General features: G+C 74.0%; 11 protein-coding genes. 2 read left to right on the top strand and 9 right to left on the bottom strand.

Annotated elements, in window-relative coordinates; genetic code table 11:
* Positions 1-100 precede the first annotated feature (100 nt).
* The 9 genes from ACZ43N_RS18340 to ACZ43N_RS18300 all read right to left on the bottom strand — a co-directional run bounded on the left by ACZ43N_RS18340 (position 101) and on the right by ACZ43N_RS18300 (position 18,330).
* Positions 101-1,714 carry a hypothetical protein gene (locus tag ACZ43N_RS18340; RefSeq protein WP_468098563.1) on the bottom strand — a complete coding sequence of 538 codons (1,614 nt, stop codon included), beginning with the start codon at positions 1,712-1,714 and terminating at the stop codon, positions 101-103.
* Positions 1,715-1,745: 31 nt separating this feature from the next.
* Positions 1,746-3,101, bottom strand: a complete 1,356-nt coding sequence (locus ACZ43N_RS18335) for a hypothetical protein (RefSeq protein ID WP_468098562.1) — start codon at positions 3,099-3,101, stop codon at positions 1,746-1,748.
* Positions 3,098-5,314: a bifunctional glycosyltransferase/CDP-glycerol:glycerophosphate glycerophosphotransferase gene (locus ACZ43N_RS18330; RefSeq protein WP_468098560.1), complete on the bottom strand. Its 2,217-nt coding sequence runs from the start codon at positions 5,312-5,314 to the stop codon at positions 3,098-3,100. Before ACZ43N_RS18330 ends, ACZ43N_RS18335 begins: the two co-directional genes overlap by 4 nt.
* A 5-nt stretch (positions 5,315-5,319) precedes the next feature.
* On the bottom strand, positions 5,320-7,485 hold the full coding sequence (locus ACZ43N_RS18325; protein WP_468098559.1) for a bifunctional glycosyltransferase/CDP-glycerol:glycerophosphate glycerophosphotransferase: 2,166 nt from the start codon (positions 7,483-7,485) through the stop codon (positions 5,320-5,322).
* Positions 7,486-7,801: 316 nt separating this feature from the next.
* Positions 7,802-10,081 (bottom strand): bifunctional glycosyltransferase/CDP-glycerol:glycerophosphate glycerophosphotransferase, encoded by a 2,280-nt coding sequence (locus ACZ43N_RS18320; RefSeq protein ID WP_468098558.1) that lies wholly within the window; start codon positions 10,079-10,081, stop codon positions 7,802-7,804.
* Between the two features lie 259 nt (positions 10,082-10,340).
* Positions 10,341-11,258 carry a carbohydrate ABC transporter permease gene (locus tag ACZ43N_RS18315; protein ID WP_468098557.1) on the bottom strand — a complete coding sequence of 306 codons (918 nt, stop codon included), beginning with the start codon at positions 11,256-11,258 and terminating at the stop codon, positions 10,341-10,343.
* Positions 11,255-12,610: a carbohydrate ABC transporter permease gene (locus tag ACZ43N_RS18310; RefSeq protein WP_468098555.1), complete on the bottom strand. Its 1,356-nt coding sequence runs from the start codon at positions 12,608-12,610 to the stop codon at positions 11,255-11,257. The genes ACZ43N_RS18315 and ACZ43N_RS18310 overlap by 4 nt, the downstream gene beginning before the upstream one ends.
* 8 nt (positions 12,611-12,618) lie before the next feature.
* Positions 12,619-14,031, bottom strand: a complete 1,413-nt coding sequence (locus tag ACZ43N_RS18305; RefSeq protein WP_468098554.1) for an ABC transporter substrate-binding protein — start codon at positions 14,029-14,031, stop codon at positions 12,619-12,621.
* A gap of 324 nt (positions 14,032-14,355) precedes the next feature.
* Positions 14,356-18,330, bottom strand: a complete 3,975-nt coding sequence (locus ACZ43N_RS18300; RefSeq protein ID WP_468098553.1) for an FHA domain-containing protein — start codon at positions 18,328-18,330, stop codon at positions 14,356-14,358.
* Positions 18,331-18,795: 465 nt separating this feature from the next.
* Between ACZ43N_RS18300 and ACZ43N_RS18295 the strand changes: the two genes are divergently transcribed.
* Positions 18,796-20,529 carry a serine/threonine-protein kinase gene (locus ACZ43N_RS18295; RefSeq protein WP_468098551.1) on the top strand — a complete coding sequence of 578 codons (1,734 nt, stop codon included), beginning with the start codon at positions 18,796-18,798 and terminating at the stop codon, positions 20,527-20,529.
* Positions 20,530-20,672: 143 nt separating this feature from the next.
* Complete coding sequence (locus ACZ43N_RS18290) at positions 20,673-21,908, top strand: serine/threonine-protein kinase (protein ID WP_468098550.1); 1,236 nt, start codon at positions 20,673-20,675, stop codon at positions 21,906-21,908.
* The last annotated feature ends 63 nt before the right edge of the window (positions 21,909-21,971 follow it).

The raw sequence follows: 21,971 nt of genomic DNA, 5'->3' as shown, positions 1-21,971 counted from the left end.
CCGGTCCCGGAAGGGTCCGCCCTTGCGTGCGCGGCAGTCCGAAGCGTGGCCCCGCTGCGGGCGCCACCGGCCGTCGGACGCGGATCGCTCCACCTCACCCCTACGGAGCGATCCGCGCCAGCACCTCCCCGGTCCGCGGACTCCAGTCCACGACCACCGCTTCCTCCGGCGCCTCGCGCCATCGGGTGAGCAGCAGCCACTTCACCCCGTACCGCCGGGCGATGCCCGCCCGCTCCGCGCGCGTGGCCGCCGGATCCAGATACGCCCGGACATCCGCCTGCCGCCGCCTCCGCTCCGCCTCGTCCAGCGCCGGATCGGGCCAGGGCGGCGCGGCCATGTTCACCCCGTACCCGGCGATCGCGCGCCCCGCGAAGTACCCGTCGGTGATCAGCACCTCGCCCGCCGCCACATGCCGCGCCGCCCACGCGTACGCGGGCCAGCGCGGCGGCTGCTCGAAGCCGACCGGGTCCAGCGACCGGGGCACGACCGCCCCCGCCTGCACCGTCAGCAAGCCCGTGCAGGCCCCCGCGGCGGCGACTGCGCCCAGTGCCCGCCGTCCCCACCGCCACGGCCGGGGCGCCGCCAGCTCGACCGCCAGGGCGAACTGCGCCGGCACGGCGGCGAGCCCCAGGGCCCGGCCGTACGTGTAGTGGCCGCTGACCCAGCCGTACGCCACCACCAGGCACTCCGCCGCGAACACCAGCACCAACGGATCCCGTGGTGACCTGCGCGCCCGCGCCCACAGCGCCGGCAGCCCCAGCAGCGTCAGCCACAGATACCCGCCCATGTGCTCGTACAGGAGCCGGTGCGTGCCGTCCACGCTGGTGTTCCCGGCCAGCGACAGGACGCTGTAGTACGGCCACGAGACCCCGACCGTCAGGGCGACCGCGCCCGCCAGCGCCCAACGCCCCACCACCGGTCCCCGCCACCCGCGCTGCCAGCCCGCCACCACGGCGACGGCCCCGGCCAGCGCCGCCACGGCCGTGATCGGGTGTGCCAGCACGATCAGCCCGTACAGGGCCCCCAGTCCGGCGTACGCCCAGACACTCCCCAGACCGCTCGGCCCGACGTACCGCACCCCGCGCGGCAGACCGCCGCCACGCGCGCGTGCACCCGTCCACGCCCACGCCCAGAACGTCAGACCGATGGCGAACGCCGACGGATAGCCGAGGGTCGTCGTCATCGACATCAGCCCGAGGTGGCCGCTCCACAGGATCGGTTCGGTGCCCCACAGCAGCGTCACGGACAGCAGCGCGAGGACCGGCGCCCACGGTCGGGCCGTCAGCACCCGGACGAAGCGGCCGATCCCGGTGAGCAGCACCAGCAGGTTCAGCGGCCCGGCCAGCTTCAGCAGCGCCCACCCGCCCAGACCGGTCAGCCGGGCGAGGGCACCCTGGGTGACCGTGTAGGGGGAGTAGTACGGGCTGCCCGCGCCCGGCAGGTCCGCCGTCGGATGCGCCGGGTGCCACAGGTCCCAGCGGAGGCGTTCGATCACCGCCGCGTGCCGGCCGGCGTCGCAGCACAGCGACACCCGCCAGTACGCGAGTGTCATCACCAGCCAGAACAGCCCGCCCACCACGACGTACGGGCTCGGCCGTCGGGTCAGCCGGGTACGGCCGCCGCGGAGCGCGGTGGCGCCGAGTGCGCCGCGCGGGCGGCGTCGGGGGCGGGCGCCGCCGTCCAGGGGGACGGAACCAGATCCGGTGCAGGGCATTTGCCGTCCCTTCCCGGATCAGGTCATCTGCTTAGCTGGCCGTCACCACATCGAGTGAAGCCCGGGTGGTGGTGACCCGTTCCAGCAGCAGCGGCAGTCCCAGCACCGGCAACAGCCACGCCACCACGATCAGCCGGTCCCCCCAGATGGTGATGTCGGGATGACCCGCCTGGTTGAGGATGCCCGTGCCGGCACCGGCGAGCACGAACCAGCCGTACTCCGGCCGCTGCCGCAGCGCCCCCCACGCCCCCGCCGCCAGCGCGGCCGGGAACAACGGCTGCGTCAGCTGACGACGGCCCCACTCCACCCAGAAGTCGACCTCCAGCCGCAGGAACTCCGGCCACGGACGGGCCCGGTCCGGCCGGGTGAAGTGGTCGGTGAGCAGGTCCTGGAGGCTCTCGGTGGCGGTCGGGTAGTGCAGCAGCCGGGCCGCCAGCAGCGTGCACACCACCACGCCCGCCGACAGCGCCCCGATCACCCGCACCCACGGCTCGGCCCCGGGACCATGCTCCGCCGAGGCGTCACTGACCGCGGCGCCGTCGCCCGGCCCGCCCGCCCGCCGTGCGCGCCGCGCACCCCGTACGGCGACCACCGCGCACGCCCCCGCCAGACACACCCCGAGGAACAGCGCCTGGGAGTGCTTCACCGTGAACAACGCCGCCGAGGCACCGCCCACCAGCAGCGCCCCCGCCCGCACCCGCCCCCGCGCGGCCAGAGCGCACCCCCACAGCGCCGCGAGCGTCAGGGCCAGCAGCGTTCCCTCGGTCATGGGGCGCATGGCGGTCGCCCCGCACGGCAGGACGTGATACAGGGCCTGACCGGTGAGGGCCACGGGAACCGGCGCGCGCACCGCCCGCAGCACCAGGAAGGCGAGTACGCCCCCGGCCGCCGCGATCAGCACGCTCGCCAGCCACACCCCCCACGTCACCCCGAACACCGTGACGAACGGCACCAGCAGCACCGGATAGCCGGGCCGCACCTCGAAGATCCGCTGGAACCGCTCCGAGGTGAACGGCGCGATCGGGCCGTCGCCCTGCCCGGCCGCCAGCCGCCGGTCCACCTTCCGCCACAGCTCCCGGCGGCACTCCTCGGCCACCCGCCCGGCCGGGCCGGCCGCCCGGAAGCGCACCACGTCCACGCGCCGGTTCCGCTCCGCGGTGGCCGCCCGGCTCTCGCAGTAGTGGTCGATGGCCCCTGCGGCCGACTCCCGCACGCCCGCCCCGCCGAGGGTGAGGGCGTACGAGACGTAGTTCTTGGTGTCGGGGGTGGCACGCCCGGTGACACCCGCGAACTGGCACAGAGCGAAACCCACGGCCAGCACCACCACCCAGGTACGCGCCCTCACCGCGAACGCGCGCCCCCCGATCGTGAACGCGCGCTCCCTCATGACGAGACGAGGAACGAGGCGCGCTGAGCGCCCGGGGTGGGCACTTCCGGCACCGCCTCCCTCAACATCAGCGTCCGGACGACCCGCTCGGCGGCCCTCCCGTCGTCGAACTCGCAGTACCGCTCGCGGAACGCCGCCCGCAGCCGCGCCGACTCCGCGTCCCGCCACTGCCCCGATTCGAACAGCCAGGCAAGCTCACGGGACGAGCGGGACACATGGCCGGGGCCCTCGGCGGTGATGTCGAGGTACGCGCCCCGGCTGGCGGTGAACGCGCCCCAGTCGTCCGCGTGGATCACGATCGGCCGGTCGAGGTTGGCGTAGTCGAACATGAGGGCCGAGTAGTCCGTGACCAGGACGTCCGAGGCGAGCATCACCTCCTCGACATGCGGCTCGTCCGTCGCGTCCACCAGCACGCCCCGCCGGTGCAGCTCGGCGAGCCCGAACCCACGCGCCGGCCCGTGCGCGAGCGACGGATGCAGCCGCACGACGAGGGTGTGGCGCTCGCCCAGGCTGCGGCGCAGATCCTCGGCGAACCGGGCCAGGTCGAAACGCTCGACGTGCCCACCCCGCCGGTAGTCGCGCGGCGAGGGCGCGTACAGCACGACCGTGTGGTCCGCCGGGATGCCGAGCCGCTCCCGGACCGCCGCGCCGCTGTCCGGCTTGGCGTTCACCAGCACGTCGTTGCGCGGGCTGCCGGTGCGCAGCGAGACGAACCCGCACGGGTACGCCCTGCTCCACACCAGCTCCGAGTGCCGGTTGGCCACCAGGCTGTAGTCCCAGCGGTCGGCCCGCCGCAGCATCCGCGGCACGTCCACACCGAGCCGCGCGCCCGGCTTGCGCAGCAGATCGGCGGCCATGAACTTCAGGGGCGTGCCCTGATGGGTGTGGATGTGCACGCTGCCCGGACGCCGGCCCGGGGTGCCCGGGCAGTTCACGTTGTTGACGAAGTACGTGGCCCGCGCGGCCACCCGCTGGAACTCGGGCGAGCCAGGCGTCACGTACTCCACGTCCACCGGCAGCGTCCCCACCAGCTCGGGCCGCACCACCCACACGCCCCGGATGTGCGGCGCGAGATCCCGCGCGGCCCGGTAGATCGCCGCCGGGTCGCCGAGCATGCCCCGGTGCGAGAACGCCGAGTACACCGCGAGTCGCGGGTCCAGCGGCAGCCGCTCGTGCACCAGCGACCAGCTCCGCCGGATCCGCTCCGCACCCGCCGCCCGCACCCGCTCGCCGCGCGCGGTGAGCGCCGCCCGGAGCCGGGCCGCCTGCCGACGGGCCCGAAACGCGGCCCAACCACCCTCCAGAGCACGGAACTCGGGTGCCACCGGCACCTCGTCCGGCCTGCGGTACTTCTGGTAGAGGCCCGCCGTCCGCCGGAAGAACTCGCCCTTGTCCCGCGACGGCACCCGGTCCGGCTCGGCGAGGATGCCCAGGCAGTGCTCCGCCATCTTGTGCCGCAGGTACGGGCGCCAGCGTGCCGGCTCCGGCCGTGAGTCCAGGAAGGTGAAGACCCGCTCGTACTGGTCGTGCACATCGAAGTGCCGGCGGCTCGTGGTGGACAGGACGCTGCCCTGGCGCCGCTGCCGGTACGCCACACAGATCCGGTCCAGGGTCGCGATGCGCTCCGCGCTCAGCAGCACCGGGAACGTCCACGGCGTGCCCTCGTAGCAGCCCTGCGGGAACCGGAAGCCGTGCGCCTCGACGAACTCCCGCCGGTACGCCTTGTTCCACGCCACCGTCAGCAGTTCGAGGATCTCCGGGTGCTCGGCGACCGTGAAGGTGCCGGCGCCGACGTCCTTCAGCACATGAGCGAGGGAGTTGCGGCGGGTGCCGCCCCACAGGTACGTGCGGGCGTAGTCGAAGACCAGCACATCGGGGTCGCCGGCCTCGTCCAGCCGGTCGGCCAGCGCGCGCAGGGCGCCCGGGGTGAAGGTGTCGTCGCCGTCGAGGAAGAGGACGAAGTCCCCGGTGGCGTGCGGCAGCCCGGCGTTGCGGGCGTGGCCGGGGCCCACGTTCGCCGGCAGGTGCAGCACCCGGACCCGCGGATCGCGGGCGGCGTACGCGTCGAGGATCTCGCCGCTGCCGTCGGGCGAGCAGTCGTCGACGGCGATGACCTCCAGGTCCCGGTACGACTGCTCCAGCACCGAGTCGAGGCACTCGCGCAGGAAGCCCCGGACCTTGAACACGGGGACGATGACACTGAAGCGGGGCACGTCCGTCAGCTCCTAACGAGGGTGACCGTGGGGCGGGGGGCCGGGGTGCGATCGGCGAGCGGGGTGACGGGCGGCAGAGCCTCCGCAGGCTCGCCGAGGAACACCCGCCGTACGACCCGCTCGGCGGCCCTCCCGTCGTCGAACTGGCAGAACCGCTCACGGAAGGCGGCCCGCAGCGCGTCCGCCGCCGCGTCGGCGTACGCACCGTCGCGAAAAAGGTTGGCCAGCTCTCGCCGGTCACGGGCCACATGGCCGGGCGGCGCGGCCGGCAGGTCGAAGCAGACGCCCCGAGTCTCGCGGTGGACGTCCCAGTCGTCGGCGTGGATCACGATGGGCCGGTCGAGGTTGGCGTAGTCGAACATGAGGGACGAGTAGTCGGTGATCAGGGCGTCGGAGGCGAGACAGAGGTCCTCGACCGAGCGGTGCCCGGTGACGTCGATGACCCGGCAGTCACGGCCGCGCACCGCGTCCTCGGCGAGGCCGCGGTCCAGGCCGTGGAAGGAGTGCGCCCGCAGCAGCACCACGAACTGCTCGCCCATCGCCCTGCACAACGCCTCCAGGTCGAGCCGCGCCTCGTGGCCGCAGGCGTCGTCGCGGTGGGCGGGGGCGTACAGCAGGGCCGTCTTGCCCTCGGGGACGCCCAGCTCCCGCCGGGCACGGGCCACCTCGGCGGCCGTCGCCGTGTAGTAGACGTCGTTGCGCGGAAAGCCGTACTCCAGCTGCTCGTACGCGCCGGGGAACGCCCGCTCCCAGGTCTCCGTCGAGTGCCGGTTGGCGGAGAGGCTGAAGTCCCAGCGGTCCACGCACGCGAGGAGACCCGCGAAGCCGCCGGACGTGGCGGCCGCCACCGGGTAGGGGGACTGGTCCGCACCCATGGCCTTCAGCGGGGTGCCGTGCCGGGTCTGCAGATGAACGCTGCCGGGGCGCTTGACGACCGGGTCCGCGAAGCCGGCGTTGTCCACGAGGTACTTGGCGCGGGCCAGCACCTGCCAGTACCGCCGACTGCCGATGACGGCGTACTCGACGTCCTCCGGCAGCCGGGCCACCGCGTCGGGCTCCACGAGGAACACCGAGCGGATGTGCGGCGCCAGTTCACGGACCTTCAGGTGGATGGCGGCCGGATTGCAGGTGTGGCCGCGCCCCCGGTACGCGCAGTACACGGCGAGGTTCTCGTCCAGCGGGAGGCGGCGCCGGACCGCGTAGAGGGCGCGGGTCAGGGACCCGTGGGGACGGGGGACCGCCGCCATGGCCCGCGCCGCCGCCCGGCGCGCGGCGCGCAGCGCCCTGAAGACGGCGTACGAGCCGGTCGCCAGCAGAAGGTGCTGCACGCCGATACTCCCGGAGGGCGGGCGGAAACCGGTCGGGCGGTAGTGGCGGTAGAGATGGGTGGCCCGGCGGAAGAAGCCGCGTCGCAGGCGCGCCGGCAGCCGCTCCGGGTGCGCCGCGGTCCGCAGCACGACAGCGAACAGCTGCTCGAACATCGCCTCCGAAAGGCCGCGCTCGGCGGTGGCCCGGGCCAGCACCAGCTCGACCTGGTCGAGGAGGTCGAGCTGGTGCTCGCCGGGTGCGTGGAGCCGGCTGCCCTGGCGGCGCAGCAGATGGCGTACGCAGACCGTGCCGCGCAGTTCCGCCGTGCGGTCGGCGGCGAGGGCGACCAGGCCGCTCCAGCCGAGGTCCGTGAAGTGACCGGACGGGAAGGCGAGCCGGTGCTCCGTGAGGAAGTCCCGGCGGTAGGCGGCGCTCCACGCCGGCGTCAGGACACCGGAGGGGCCGACCACGGTCGTACCGCCCTCCCACCAGGGGGCCCGCTCGTGCGACAGATACAGCACGTCCGGGTCGGCCGTCTCCCGCAGCCGGTCCGCGATCCGCTGGAGGGCGCCCGGCGCGAGGGTGTCGTCGCCGTCGAGGAACAGGACGTAGGTGCCGTGGGCGGAGGCCAGTCCGGTGTTGCGGGCGCCGTCGAGCCCGGCGGCCGGGGGTGACTCCGCGGGGGCGACCCGGGTGTCCCGCCCGGAGTAGGCCGCGGTGACGGTGCCCGCGGGGGAGTCCTCGGTGTCGTACACCGGGATCAGCTCGAAGTCGCCGAAGGGTTGGGTCAGCACCGAGTCCAGGGCGAGGGGGAGGCGCCCTTCGACACCGTGCGTGGGGACGATGACGCTGAAGCGGGGCATTCTGTCCTTTCGGGGCGCCTGGTGGCTCGGGGGTTCGGGTGGGTCGGCGGGTGCGGGTGGTTCGGGGTGTCGCGCGCAGTTCCCCGCGCCCCCGAAGGGACGGGCCTGCGGCCCGCCCTTCCTCGGAAGAGCACGGGGCCTTGGGCCCCTGCTTTTCCAGGGGCGCGGAGAACTGCGCGACCAGCCCCCACCCACCCGCACCCGCCGACGAAACCCGCACCCCCGAGCCATGAGGCGCCGAAGCGGGGTCGCAGGGGCGGCAGCCCCTGGGGATGGGCACGGGAAGGGGCGGCGGGGGCGCGGAAGACCCCGGCGGTTACGTGCGCAACGGAAGGTCCAGCCCCGGATACGGCTGCCCCGGCACCGACGTCAGCGGCAAGGACGCCCGCCCCGCCGCGGCCGACGGCACGGGCCGACGCTCGGCCAGCGGAACGACCGCCGGCACCCCCGCCTCCCCGAACACCACCCGCCGCACCACCCGCTCCGCGGCCCTCCCGTCGTCGAACTGACAGAAGCGCTCCCGGAACGCCGCCCGCAGCTGCGTCGACCGCGACCCCCGCCAGTGCCCCGTCGCGAAGATGTCGATCAGTTCGTCCTCGCTGCGTGCCACCGCGCCCGGCGCAAAGGACCGCACGTCGAAGTACGTCCCCCGCGCCGCCTCGTACGCCTCCCAGTCCTCCGCGTGGATCACGATCGGCCGGTCGAGGTTGGCGTAGTCGAACATCAGGGACGAGTAGTCGGTGACGAGCGCGTCGGACGCCAGACACAGGCTCTCGACGCTCGGACACCCGGTGACGTCCAGCAGCCGGCCATGGGCGAGATCCGTCAGCGGCGCGTCGTACGCGTGGTGCGCCCGGGCGAGGACGACGAAGCGCGGCCCGAGCTTGCGCAGCACCCGCTCCAGGTCCAGATGGGGGCGCTGGGAGTGGCGGTAGTCGCGGTACGTGGGGGCGTACAGCACGGCGACCGCGCCCTCGGGGATCCCGAGGTGCTCGCGGATCCGCGCGACATCCGCCGCGGTGGCCCGCACCAGCACGTCGTTGCGCGGCGAACCGTATTCGAGGGTCGTGTACGGGGACGGGTGGACGCGCTCCCAGACGAGCGTGGAGTGGCGGTTGCCGGACAGGACGTAGTCCCACTGGTCGCTGCTTCGCAGTGCCGCGTCGAAGTCCGTGCCGCGCGCGGCGGCCGGACGGTCCTGGAGGTCGAGCCCCATGCGCTTGAGCGGGGTGCCGTGCCGGGTCTGCACCAGCACCTGGCCGCCGCGTCTGACCAGCCGCCGGTCGAAGTCGACATTGCTGATGAGGTACTTGGAGCGGGCGAGCGCCGTCCAGTACGCCATCGAGCCGGGCAGCACCCGTCGGGTGGGCACCGGAAGTGTGTGGTGGTGCTCCGGCCGGGCGACCCAGGAGGTGCGCATGCCCGGCACGTAGCTGCGGAACGCCCTCTCCAGCGCGGCCGGGTTGCAGACATAGCCGTGGCCGTCGTACGCGGCGAACACCGCCCGGTCGGCCCGCAGCGGGAGCAGGCGCTGAACGCGGTAGTGCAGGCGGAGCCCCGCGCCACGCACCAGCCGGCCCAGGCCCCGCACCAGGCGGCCCGCGCCCCGGCCCGCGCGTGCCGTCGCCCGCAGCGCGCCGTACAGATGGTGGCTGCCCAGCCGCAGCAGCGCGTGCCGGAGCCGGGCGCGGGCGCGGAGAGGGGCGCCCGGGGTGCGATAGCGGGTGCAGTACGCGCGGACGGTGCGCAGGAACTCGGCGCGCGCGGCGCGCGGGAGCCAGTCGCGCCGGGAGTACACGGCGCCGAGGTGGTCGACCATGTGACCGAACAGCTGCGGACGCCACTCGGCCAGCTCCGGGCGCTCGTCGACGTACGCGAACAGCCGGTCGTACTGCTCGAACACGTCGAAGTGCGCCCGTGTGGGCCGGTCGAGCAGACCACCGTGGCGGCGCCTGCGGAGGTGGACGCAGACCCGGTCGAGCGTGGCGACGGACTCGGCGCTCATCAGCACCGGGTACGTCCAGGCCACTCCCTCGTGGACACCTGGCGGGAAACGGAAGCCGTGGTGCTCCACGAACTCCCGCCGGTACGCCTTGTTCCACGCGGCCGGGCGGACACCCAGCAGACCGGGGCGGTCGTGGAGACGGAAGGGGGCCGCACCCGCTTCGGTGAGCCGGCGGTCGCGTGGGCCGCGGACGGGCTCGCCCGCCCAGGTGGTCCCGGCGAAGTCATGGACGAGGACGTCCGGTTCGCCGGTCTCCTTGACACGGTCGGCGATCGCCTGGAGCGCGTCCGGCGCGAGCGTGTCATCGCCGTCGAGGAAGAGGAGGTAGTCGCCCCTCGCCAGCTCCATCCCCTTGTTGCGGGCGGCGCCGGGCCCCGCGTTCTCCCGCAGCCGCACGGGGTGTCGTACGCGGGGATCGCGGGCCGCGACCTCGTCGGAGATCGCCCCGCAGCCGTCGGGGGAGGCGTCGTCCACGACGATCAGTTCGAGATCGGTGAAGGACTGGGACAGCACCGAATCCAGGCATGCGTGCAGGTACGCCTGAACCTTGTACACGGGAACGATGACACTGAACCTGGGCAAGGGGGACATCCATGGGTCGGCGCGGGCATACTGCCCGGAAACGGCCGATGGGATGATTTGGTTACGGTCCGTGTTCCATACGGGGGAATCTGCGGGGGGAGGGGGCGCGTCGGTGCGAACTGGGTGGTGCGTTCGTCTTTTGGCTGCGGGTGAGCGGGGGGTGTTCGCGCAGTTCCCCGCGCCCCCGAAGGCATGGGCCTGGCGGCCCGGCCTTTCCTGAAAGCGCGGGGTGGACCCCCCCGCCCACGAACTGGAACGCGCCCGACGTCTACTTCACCGCCCCCGCCATCACCCCGGACACGAACTGCCGCTGGAAAGCGAAGAACACGGCCAGCGGGATCACCATCGAGATGAACGCCCCGGGCGCGAGGACCTCGATGTTGCTGCCGAACTGCCGTACCTGCTGCTGGAGCGCGACCGTCAGCGGCTGGGAGCCGGAGCTGGAGAAGACCAGCGCGACCAGCATGTCGTTCCACACCCACAGGAACTGGAAGATCCCGAGGGACGCGAGCGCCGGCGCGGCCAGCGGCAGGACGACCGTCACGAACAGCCGCACCTCGCCCGCCCCGTCCAGCCGCGCCGCCTCCAGCAGTTCGCGCGGGATCTCCGCGAAGAAGTTCCGCAGCAGGAAGATCGCGAACGGCAGTCCGAAGCCGACGTGGAAGAGGACCACACCGATGATGTCGCCGAAGATCCCGAGGTCCCGGAAGAGCCCCGACAGCGGGATCAGCGCCACCTGCACCGGCACCACCAGCAGCCCCACCACGACCATGAACCACCAGTCCCGGCCCTTGAAGTCCATCCACGCGAAGGCGTATCCGGCCATCGCGCCGATCAGGACGACCAGCAGCGTGGCCGGGAGCGTGATCCAGACCGTGTTGAACAGGGCGTCGGTGATCCCGTCGTTCTCCAGGAGCGACTGGTAACTCTCCGTGGTGAGCTGGGCGGGTGCCGAGAACACCTTCCACCAGCCGGACGTGGCGATGTCGGTCGGGTCACGGAACGACGACACCAGCAGACCGAACGTCGGCACCAGCCAGAACAACGCCACCAGCAGCAGGAACATCCGCAGCGCGCCGCCCGCCACACCGCTCGCCATCCGGCCGGCGACCGAGCGCCTGGCCTGTACGTGCGTCTCGCGTGCGGGGTTCTCCGGGGCCGGGGCCGGGTTTTCGAGGGCGGTCACCGCTGGCGCTCCTTCCGCAGTCGCCGGATGTTGACCCACATCACCGGCAGCACGAGCAACAGCAGCACCACACCGATCGCGCTGCCCAGCCCGAAGTCGCCCCCGCCGCCGTACGACGCCAAGTAGAGCTGCAGGGCGAGGACGTTGGCCTCGTCCTGGGTCGGCTGGGGCGCGATGATGTAGACGAGGTCGAAGATCTTCATCACGTTGATCATGAGAGTGACGAGGACGACGACCAGGACCGGCGCGAGCAGCGGCACCGTGATGCGGCGGAACACCTGCCACTCGCCCGCCCCGTCCACCCGGGCCGCCTCCAGCAGGTTCCGGTCGACCCCGGCCAGCCCGGCCGCGATCAGCACCATCGCGAACCCGGCCCACATCCAGACGTACGAGCCGATGACGGCCGGTGTCACCAGGGTCGGGCCGAGCCAGTCGACGCCGTTGTACGGCGCCGCGAAGTTCGAGCCCGGCAGCCGCAGTCGGGCCCCGTCGGCCGACTCGGGCAGACGGAACGTGCCGTCGGCGCCGCTGGTCGCGGTGGCGACGACCTCGCCGTCCCGCACCGCCTCCACCCTGACGCCCTCCAGCGCCTTCTCCCCCGGGTCGACGGCACCCTTCTCTCCGCCGCCGCCGAGCTTGAAGTCCAGCCAGACGGTGCCGGTGACGCCGTTTCCGGTGGGCGCCTTCGCGTCCTCCGGGTCGCCCGGCAGCCGGTTCGGCGCGATACCGACGAGTGGCAGCAGCGCCGGGGAGCCCGCGCGGACGGTGCCCTCCGTGGTGAACGACCCGCCGCCGGACGGGCGTAGATCGCTGACCTGGGCGTTGGGGCGTGCCTTCGGATACACGGACTCGTCCGCGAACACGTCGTGCACGGACGTCACGACCGCGTTCGCGACGCCCTGGTCCGGGTCCTGCTCGTAGACCAGCCGGAAGATGATGCCCGCGGCGAGCATCGAGATCGCCATCGGCATGAAGACGATCAGCTTGAACGCCGTTCCCCAGCGCACCCGTTCCGTCAGCACCGCGAAGATCAGACCGAGCGCGGTGACGAGGGCCGGGGCCACCGCGACCCAGATCGCGGTGTTGCGCACGGCGACGAGGGTGGCGTCGTCGGTGAAGATCTCCGCGTAGTTGTCGAGGCCGACGAAGCCCGAGCCGCTCGCGTCGAACAGGCTCCGCCAGATCGAGTACCCGATCGGGTAGACCACGAGCGCGCCGAGCAGCACCAGCGCGGGCAGCAGGAACAGCGCCGCCACCCACAGCCGGGTACCCGTCACGCTCTTGCGCGGTGCGGCGGGGGGTGTCGGCAGTGCGCCGGCGCCCCCCGCCGTCTTCGCCACGGCGGACGACATGGCTGACGTCAGCCGTTCCCGTAGGCCTTGGCCGCGTCCGTCTCCAGCCGCTTCTGGGCGCCGGCGACGTCGTCGGGGTTCTTCAGGAAGTCCTGGAGGTCCTTCCACTCACCGACGCCCTGCGTGCCGCCGAACGCCGCCGGCGCCTGGTCGGACATGTCGAAGCGGAAGTCGTCGCCCGCCGCGAGCAGCGCCTTGGCGATCTCCCGGGTGACATCGTCCTTGTAGGTCGCCTGGTCCATCTCCTTGTTGGGGGAGAGGAAGCCGCCCTGCGCCGCCCAGATCTCCGCCGCGTCGGTCGAGGCGAGGAAGGTGAGCAGCGCCTGCGCGCCCTTGCCGTCCTTGAGTGCCACGGCCGCGTCGCCGCCGGTGACCACCGGGGAGTCGTCGCCGACCGCCGGGAACGGGAAGACCTTCGCTTCCGAGCCGATCTTCGCGTCCGTGTCGCCGTTGATGGTGACGGCCACGAAGTCGCCCTCGAAGACCATGCCGGCCGGGGTGTCACCGCTGAACGTCTGCGTGATCGACTTCGGGTACTCCGTCCGCAGTGCGCCGGAGGCCCCGCCCGCGATCAGCTCGTCCTTGCCCCAGAGCTCGGCGAGCGTGGTGAGGGCCTCCTTGACGGAGGGGTCCGTCCACTTGATCTCGTGCTTGGCGAGCTGGTCGTACTTCTCGGGGCCGGCCTGCGAGAGATAGACGTTCTCGAACCAGTCGGTGAGGGTCCAGCCGTCGGCGCCGCCGATGGAGACGGCCGGGGAGCCGGCGTCGGACAGCGTCTGCGCCGTCCGGAGGAACTCGTCCCAGGTCTTCGGCTCCTCGGTGATGCCCGCCGCCTCGAAGGCCGCGCTGTTGTACCAGACGAGGGACTTGTTGGCGGCCTTCGCGTAGACGCCGTACTGCTTGCCCTCGTACGCGCCCAGGTCCTTCCAGCCGTCCGAGAAGTTCTTGTCGAGCTGGGCCAGGGCCTCACTGCCGAGCGGTTTGATCCAGCCCTTCTCGGCGAACTGGTGCAGGACACCGACCTGGGGCAGGAACGCCACGTCCGGCGGCTTGCCGCCCTCGATCTTCGTACCGAGGAAGGTGGAGGTGTTGTTGCCGGTCGGCACGAAGCTCACCGTGGCGCCGGTGCGCTTCTCGAACTCGTCCAGCACCTTCTGGAAGTTGTCCAGCTCCGGGCCCGTGAAGACCGCAGCGACCTCCAGCTTCTGGCCGTCGAGCTTGGGGAGTTGGACAGTGGGTTTGCCGCCGCCGTTGCCACCGGTCCCGTTGTCGCCGTCGTCACCGCCGTCGTCCCCGCCGCACGCGGACAGGGAGACGGCGAGGAGACCCGCGGCGAGGGCGGCGAGGGCCTTGGTCGTCGATCTCGACCTGGCGGTGGGTGAGGGATTGTGCTCGGTGCTCGCGTTGCGTGTACGAAGCATGCTGCGCATCACTGACCCCGTTCTCCGTGCGTCGTCGAACGTAGAGGCGCTGTCCCGTGCGCTCTGGTCTACGCCGCGCGCCTTGGGGCGGCAAGAGCGCCTGCACCCTCAACTCCGCGATCGTGACCGCGTCGTGACCATGAGTGGGCTCGGCGTGGGGGTCGGGGGCGGCGCCGGGCGCCTGTGCGCCATGGGGTGGCTTGTCAGGGGGGGGCGACTGCGGGTCGTACGCGGTCGCTCGCGCGGCCCCCGCGCCCATCGGGGCGCGTCCTCGACAGTGGACCTTCCACTCGCCGCGTCCGTCCGTGCCGCCCCGTCGCTGGCCTACAGCAGGGACGGCACCCCCGCTGCCGACACCTCTCTCGCCGCACGGTCGAGCGCGCTCGCGAGCAGGGCCAGGTCCGTGGGGCCGTTGCCCAGTTCGCGGACCTGACGCCGGGCCGGTGGGTCGCCCATACGGGCCCAGTCGACGGGGACGACGGTGGGCCGCAGGGTGGCCGTGCGGGGGATACGCCCCGTCACCCGGCCCGCCTGGAACGGCGTGGGTGTGGTACGGCCCTGGATGGCCAGCTCGCCCCGGCCGGGCGCCGGTTCGTCCGGCCCCGACACCGGCGCGCTGAGGACGATCCGACCTCCGGCCGCCCGCCCCAGCTCACTCTCGCCGACCCGGCCCCCCGCACCGGCGGCCACGAGATGCACACCGAGCTGCTCGCCCTCCCGTGCCACGGCCTCCAACGCCCGTACGACCGACCCGGCGGCCGGGCGGCCCGTGGAACCCAGCGGTGGCGACAGCAGTGCGTCGAGGTCGTCGACGATCACAACGAGCCGCGGCAGTTCGGAGCCCCTGCCGCCCGTCTGCCCGGCTTGCTCGGCGGCCCTGCGCCCCGCACCCGGCCTGAGCCGCAGCGTGGAACTGGAGGACGAGTCGAGGTCGGCGGCCCCCCCACCCGCCGGACCACCGCTCCCGGCCGGACCGCCCGCAGTGGGGCCGGCGCCCTCCGGTCCGCCGACCGCCGACCTGGCGCCCGCCGCCGCGGAACCCGTCGAGCCCGCCCCGAACCGGGACACCGATCCCGCCGAGCGCTGGGGGACGATCCGGCCCGACACCTCACGCCGCGCGTGCCACTCCGCGAACCCGAGCCCGAGCCCGCCCAGCAACTCCGCCCGCCGTTTCAGCTCGGCGCTCAGCGACTGCGCGAACTCGCGCATCCGGACGGGGTCGTTGGCCATGAGATGCGTGCCCACGTGGGGCAGGTCGGTGCAGACACCCAGCCCGTCCCCGGAGCGCCCCGCCGCCCCGCCGGGGCCACCGCCCGCGCTCGCGCCCCCGTCCCGCCCGTCCACCAGGGCGATGCCGAGCCGGTCGGGCCGCTCGGCGGCGGCGAGGGACGCGGCGACGGAGCGCAGCAACTCCGTACGCCCGCTGCCCGAAGGCCCCTCGATCAGCAGATGCGGGCCCTCGGCCACGAGATCCACGGACACGGGACCGCGTGGTCCCGCGCCGAGCACGGCGCAGACCCGGCCGCCGAGCGCCGTCGTGTCGTCGGCGGCGTCCGCCCAACGTGCCATCAGCGAGGCGGGGGTGGCCCGCGCCAGCCCCAACTCGTCCAGCAGCCGGGCCGACTGCGGCAACGGCGCCGACACCCGCGCCTGCCGGTCCCCGGCCGAACCGTCCGTACGCAAGGGCGCCAGCGCCCGGGCGAACCGCTCCGCCCACGCCGCCGACACCGCGTCCAGCGTGGCGACCGTGCCGTGGTTCAGCAGCCCGGGCGGGTTCGGGTCGGGCGAGGGCAGGTCGTGCGCGCCGGACCGCACGGCCCCCGTGAGGTCGATGTGCGGGTGGGTGCGACCCGCGGAACCGGAGTCCGGCCCGCCGCTACGGCCGGAGTGTTCGGGGCGAGCCGGGCGGGCGGCCTGGCCCGGGACACCGGGGCGGTCGGAGCGCGGCCGGCTGGGCACGGCCTCGGAGCCGGGGTGAGCCGGTCCGCTCCCGCGCGCGTGGTCGACGGGGCCGAGGCGCTCGGCCTCGCCTCGTACGGCGCCGCTCGCCGGCATGTGTCCGGGTGCGACGCGCAGCAGCCGCAGCGCCGTGGCGACGTCACCGCTCAGCAGGGCGACGGCCCCGCACGCCCGGAACGCCGGTGAGATCGCGCAGGCCGCCGCGTACGTCTCCGCCACCGGCGAGGCGGGCGACGCGGCCTCGGCCTCGGCGAGGCACACGACATGGATCCCGGCGACCGGCCCGTCCTGCGCCAGCCGCACCACGGCCTCCCGCACATCGGCACCGCCGGGGTCCCCGTCCACGATCACCACCGTGTACGGCCCCGGGAAGCCGCCGGCCGCCCGGTCCTCCCTGGCCCACGACGGCCGCCGGGCGGGTCGTCCGCGAGGGAGGTCCTCGGCGCCGGGAACCGCCGTGTCCGCCGTGTCCGCCGTGTCCGCCACGTGGTCCGCCAGGCGGCGGAGCAGCTCGTCCACACGGGCCGTGGCCTGTTCGCGGTCGTAGGCGAGGAGGAGCCGGCAGTCCTGGCCGTGGCCGGGGCGCAGATGGGGGAGCCAGCCGAGCCAGGACCAGTCGGCGGTGCGCTCCTCCGCGGGGCGGGAGCGGTCGGCACTGATCAGGACCAGTTCGAGAGTCTCGGGGGAGTGCAGCGCGGCGAGCTGGGCCACGACGGCACGGGCCAGCCCCATCAGGCGCGGGCGCGGCCCGGCCAGGCCCAGTGCGCCGACCTCACGCAGCCCGGTGGTCACGGGCACCGCCGGCAGCAGTCCCGAACCGTCCGGCGTCGCCCGGTCGGCCGTGCCCAGCCGCACCGACAGCGCCTCCGGGTGGCCCGGTCCCCGCTCCCACAGCCGGGGGCCGGGGCCCAGCGCGGTGAGCAGGAGCGCGGCCGGATCCGGCCAGGTCTCGGGCAGCCGCTCGCCCCCGGTGGGGAGCACCGACGCCGCCGCGCCGCGCTCGTCCTCGTCGTACTCCGTGTCGTACTCGTACGGGTCGTGCTCTGCTCCCGTCTGCCCGCGCCCTCCGGTCAGCCGACGCGCCCATGCCCCGAACCCACCCCGCTTGCGCACCCCGCGCGGCACGTCCGTCCCCCGCAGGGGCGTGCCTTTGCGGCTGCTGGAACCGGGGATGTCGGCGTCATCACCGTGGTGCCCGGATCCGCCGGGACCGCCGAGGCCGTCGGCGGAGCCGTCGTACCGGTCGGGGCCGGCGGCGCTGTCCGAGGCGCGGGAGCCGCTGGGGCCGTCGGCACCGCCGAAGACCTCAGTCCCCGGACCCCGGCCGCCGGACCCGGTCCCGCCTGCCGCCGTCGCCTCGCGCCCGAACCCGGGGGTCCCCGGCCCGGCGCTCCCCGCGACCCGCTCGATGCCCGGTGCCCCGCCCTGGCCGGGCACCGTCCTGTGCCCCGTGCGCTCCTGCACCGCGTCCCGCGCCGCTCCCCCCGCTCCGTCACCCCGGGAAAAGCCCCCGGAACGGTCTTCGGACAGGCCCTCGAAGCCGCCCGCGAAGCCGGTGCCGGTCCCTGAGACCGTGCCGCCCGCCCAGCTCGCCCCCGAGGCCGTGCCGCCGGACGCGCCCGCGGACGCCGCCGAGCCCACGGGGCCCGTGCCGCCTCCGGCCCGCGCGGTCACCCGGACGTGGCCCTCGCCGTCGGGGGTCGTCGCGACGCCGCGTGTGCCGGACGAGGAGGCCAGGCGGAGTGCCGACTCGCCGATCCGCAGCAGCGCGCCCGGCGCCAGGCGGACCGGGTGGTCGCCGACGGGTTCGCCGTCGAGCGTGGTGCCGTTGGTGGAGCCGAGGTCGACCACCGTGACGCGGCCGTCCGAGGTGAGGGTGACCGCGCAGTGCAGGCGGGAGACGTCGGGGTCGTCCAGGGGTACGTCCGCGTCGGCGGAGCGCCCGATGTGGATCTTGCCGCCGTGCAGCAGATGGACGCCGCCGGCGTCGGGACCGGCCACGACATGCAGCTGGGCGGCGGCCTCGTCGACCTCGGGGCCCGGCTCGGAGGGGGCGCCCAGACTGAGCACGGCGCCGTCGATCAGGGGTGGCTCGCCGAGGGTGCAGCGCTGGGCGTCGAGGCGCTCGGCACCCGCGTACAGCACGACCTGGCCGCCGGCCTCCCGGCCGCGCTCCGGCTGCGCGGCGCCGCCGTCACCGACCGCGGAGGCCAGGCCCGACGCCACCGCCGCGAGAGCCGTCCCGGCGGGCGCCGTGACCAGCACGTCGCAGGCCGTGGCACGCCCTCGCGGCTCCGAGGTCGGTCCCAGCGGGTCTACGACGGTCAGCCGGATCTGCATCGCCGTCAGCGGTCCCTTCCGCGCGGGCACCCGCGACGACGAGGACGAGACTGCGCGGTCCCCACCGCAGACTTCCCCCACCGCTCACGGGCACGTCGGCCAGTACTGGAGGCATCCTCGCACCTGCCGCCGACAACACGCCCGCCGCCCACCGTCAAGTGATCTTGATTGGTCGGCTCTGCCCCCAAAAGTGCCTGACCAGTGCCCGTCAATCGATCACTTGAGATCGGTCACGTCCGCGTCGCGTCCGTTCCGGGCAACCGAGCGCCCGGGGAAGAGCGTCTTTCCATCGAACGCACGGGGGAACCCGTACGTATCCGCGTAAGCGGGGCCGACAGGGAACACACGGCAAGCCACAGCAGGCGCAGGACGACAGGACCCCTGGTCCCGGGGACGGCCGCACTACAGTGGGTCGGAACACCCGCGGGACAGGGTCGGGCAAGCAAGCAGCAGGGAGCGCATGACGTGCGGCCGGTAGGGAGCAAGTACCTCCTTGAGGAGCCGCTGGGACGCGGCGCCACAGGCACTGTCTGGCGTGCCAGCCAGCGGGAGACGGCGGGCGCCGAGGCGGCCGTGCCGGGCCACCCCGGGGAGACCGTGGCGATCAAGGTCCTCAAGGAGGAGCTCGCCGGCGACGCGGACATCGTGATGCGGTTCCTTCGGGAGCGCTCCGTCCTCCTCAGGCTCACCCACCCGAACATCGTGCGGGTGCGCGACCTCGTCGTCGAGGGCGATCTGCTGGCCCTCGTCATGGACCTGATCGACGGCCCGGACCTGCACCGCTACCTGCGCGAGAACGGCCCCTTCACCCCCGTCGCCGCCGCGCTGCTCACCGCGCAGATCGCCGACGCGCTCGCCGCCAGCCACGCCGACGGCGTCGTCCACCGCGACCTCAAGCCCGCCAACGTGCTGCTCCAGCAGGACGCAGGGCAGATGCACCCGATGCTGACCGACTTCGGCATCGCCCGCCTCGCCGACTCCCCGGGCCTGACCCGGACCAGCGAGTTCGTCGGCACGCCCGCGTACATCGCCCCCGAGTCCGCCGAGGGCCGGCCGCAGACCTCCGCCGTCGACATCTACGGCGCCGGCATCCTGCTGTACGAACTGGTCACCGGACGCCCGCCGTTCGCCGGCCAGAGCGCCCTCGAAGTGCTGCACCAGCACCTCAGTGCCGAGCCGCGCCGCCCGTCCACCGTCCCCGACCCGCTGTGGACGGTCATCGAGCGCTGTCTGCGGAAGAACCCGGACGAACGGCCGAGCGCCGTCAACCTCGCCCGCGCGCTCCGCGTCGTCGCCGAGGGCATCGGTGTGCACGCCAACTCGATGCAGATCGCCGCCGCCGAGGGAGTGGGCCACCTCCTCGCCCCCGATGCGGCCCCCGCACCGGTGCCGGGAGGCGCCCCCGAGCCGTTCGGCTCCTCCGACGCGACCCAGGTGCTGCCGCACGGCGCCGGCTCCTACGACCCGAACGCGGCGACCAGCGTGCTCCCGCACACCTCCGGGCCCGGGAACCAGCCCGCGGGCGCGGCCGACCCCACCGCGGTCCTCCCGCAGACCGGCGGCGCCGACCCGACCTCCGTCATGCCGCCCGTGCCGCCGCACGACCCGGCCGGGCCGGAGCAGCCGCACCCCTGGCAGAACCAGCTGCGCGCGGCCCGCGACCGCAACGAGCAGACCCAGATCCAGTACCTCGACCCCGGCGACGACCCGCTGCGCCGCCGCCCCCAGCGGCAGGCCCAGCGGCCGCAGCAGCCCCCGCAGCCGCAACAGCCGCCCCGCGGGCAGCAGCCCCCTCAGCGCCGGCCCCAGCAGCCCGGCCCCGGCTACGGCCAGCCGCAGCAGCAGCAGCCGTACGCCCCCGCCCCGCAGCACCAGCAGCCGCAGCGGTACGCGCCCGCGCCGCAGCCCCAGCAGCCCGCGCCGCGACCGCAGCGCGAGCCGAGGCCGCCGCGCGAGCCGCGCCGCCGCAGCGCCAACCCCATGAAGATCCCGGGGCTCGGCTGCCTCAAGGGCTGTCTCTTCATGATCGTCCTGCTCTTCGTCGGTGGCTGGCTGATCTGGGAGTTCACCCCGGTCCAGCAGTGGATCGGCACCGGCAAGGGCTACTGGGAGCAGTTGACGGACTGGTTCGACACGGCGACCAAGTGGATCGGCGACCTCGCCGACTCGGGCTCCGGAGGTTCCGGTTCCGGTCAGTGACGACCGTGACAGCGACCACTGCCCGGCATCATGCCGAGGTTGGGGATTTGTCGACATCTGAGGGGTGATTTCCGCCTCGGCGGGGAAGGTTGGCTCTTCGGGCGCGTAGCTTTGTCGCCAACACGCGGCCTGTAGGAGCAGTCTTGGGACGGAAGATCGGAAGCCGGTACACCGCGAACCAGATCCTGGGGCGGGGCAGCGCCGGCACGGTGTGGCTGGGTGAGGGCCCGGAGGGTCCCGTCGCCATCAAGCTGCTGCGCGAGGACCTCTCGTCCGACCAGGAGCTCGTCGGCCGCTTCGTCCAGGAGCGCACGGCGCTGCTGGGTCTCGACCACCCGAACGTGGTGTCCGTGCGCGACCTCGTCGTCGACGGCAACGACCTCGCCCTCGTCATGGACCTCGTCCGGGGCACCGACCTGCGCACCCGGCTGGACCGGGAGCGCCGTATGGCCCCCGAGGCGGCGGTCGCCATCGTGGCCGACATCGCGGACGGCCTCGCGGCGGCCCACGCCGCCGGGATCGTGCACCGGGACGTCAAGCCGGAGAACGTGCTGCTGGACATGCAGGGCCCGCTCGGCCCCGGCGGCTCCCACCCGGCCCTGCTGACCGACTTCGGCGTCGCGAAGCTGATCGATTCCCCGCGGCGGACCCGCGCGACGAAGATCATCGGGACGCCGGACTATCTCGCGCCCGAGATAGTGGAGGGCCTGCCGCCGAGGGCGGCCGTGGACATCTACGCCCTCGCGACGGTCCTGTACGAGCTGCTGGCGGGCTTCACCCCGTTCGGCGGGGGCCACCCGGGCGCGGTGCTGCGCCGTCATGTGACCGAGACGGTCGTCCCCCTGCCCGGCATCCCCGAGGAGCTGTGGCAGCTTCTCGTGCAGTGTCTGGCGAAGGCCCCGGCCTCACGGCTGCGGGCCTCGGAGCTGGCGGCACGGTTGCGGGAGCAGCTGCCGCTGCTGGCCGGGATGCCGCCGCTGGACGTCGACGAGCCCGGGACGGAGACGCAGGACGCGTACGAGGAGACGCCGGCGGAAGCCGCCGCCCCGCGGGAGCGGGTACGGCGCGGTGCCGTACCGCTGGTGCCGGGGGCCAAGCCGGACTCCAACCGGGACACCCACACGTCGATGCGGGTGCCGGGGCCCGACGAGCTGGCCGGGGGTGCGCGGGGGACCGCGCGGGCGCCCCGGGCGGCGGGGGCGCCCCGGCCGGGGTCCGCGCGGAACCGGGCGACCGCCCGCCGCCGCCGGATCACGCTGGGTGCGGCGGCTGTCGCGCTGATCGCCGTGGTGGGGCTGGGGACGTGGGCGGTCACCTCCGGGGACGAGGAGGGCGGGGCGCCGTCCGACACGAAGAACTCAGCGCCGGGTTCTCCTTGACGGGGCGCCTCACAGCTCGGGGGTGCGCGGGTCGTCGGCGGGTGCGGGTGGTGTGTGGTTTCT

It is taken from the genome of Streptomyces sp. NPDC030814 (assembly GCF_055572155.1).
Note: the sequence above shows the minus strand (reverse complement) of the source record. Positions and strands in the feature narration are given on the sequence as shown.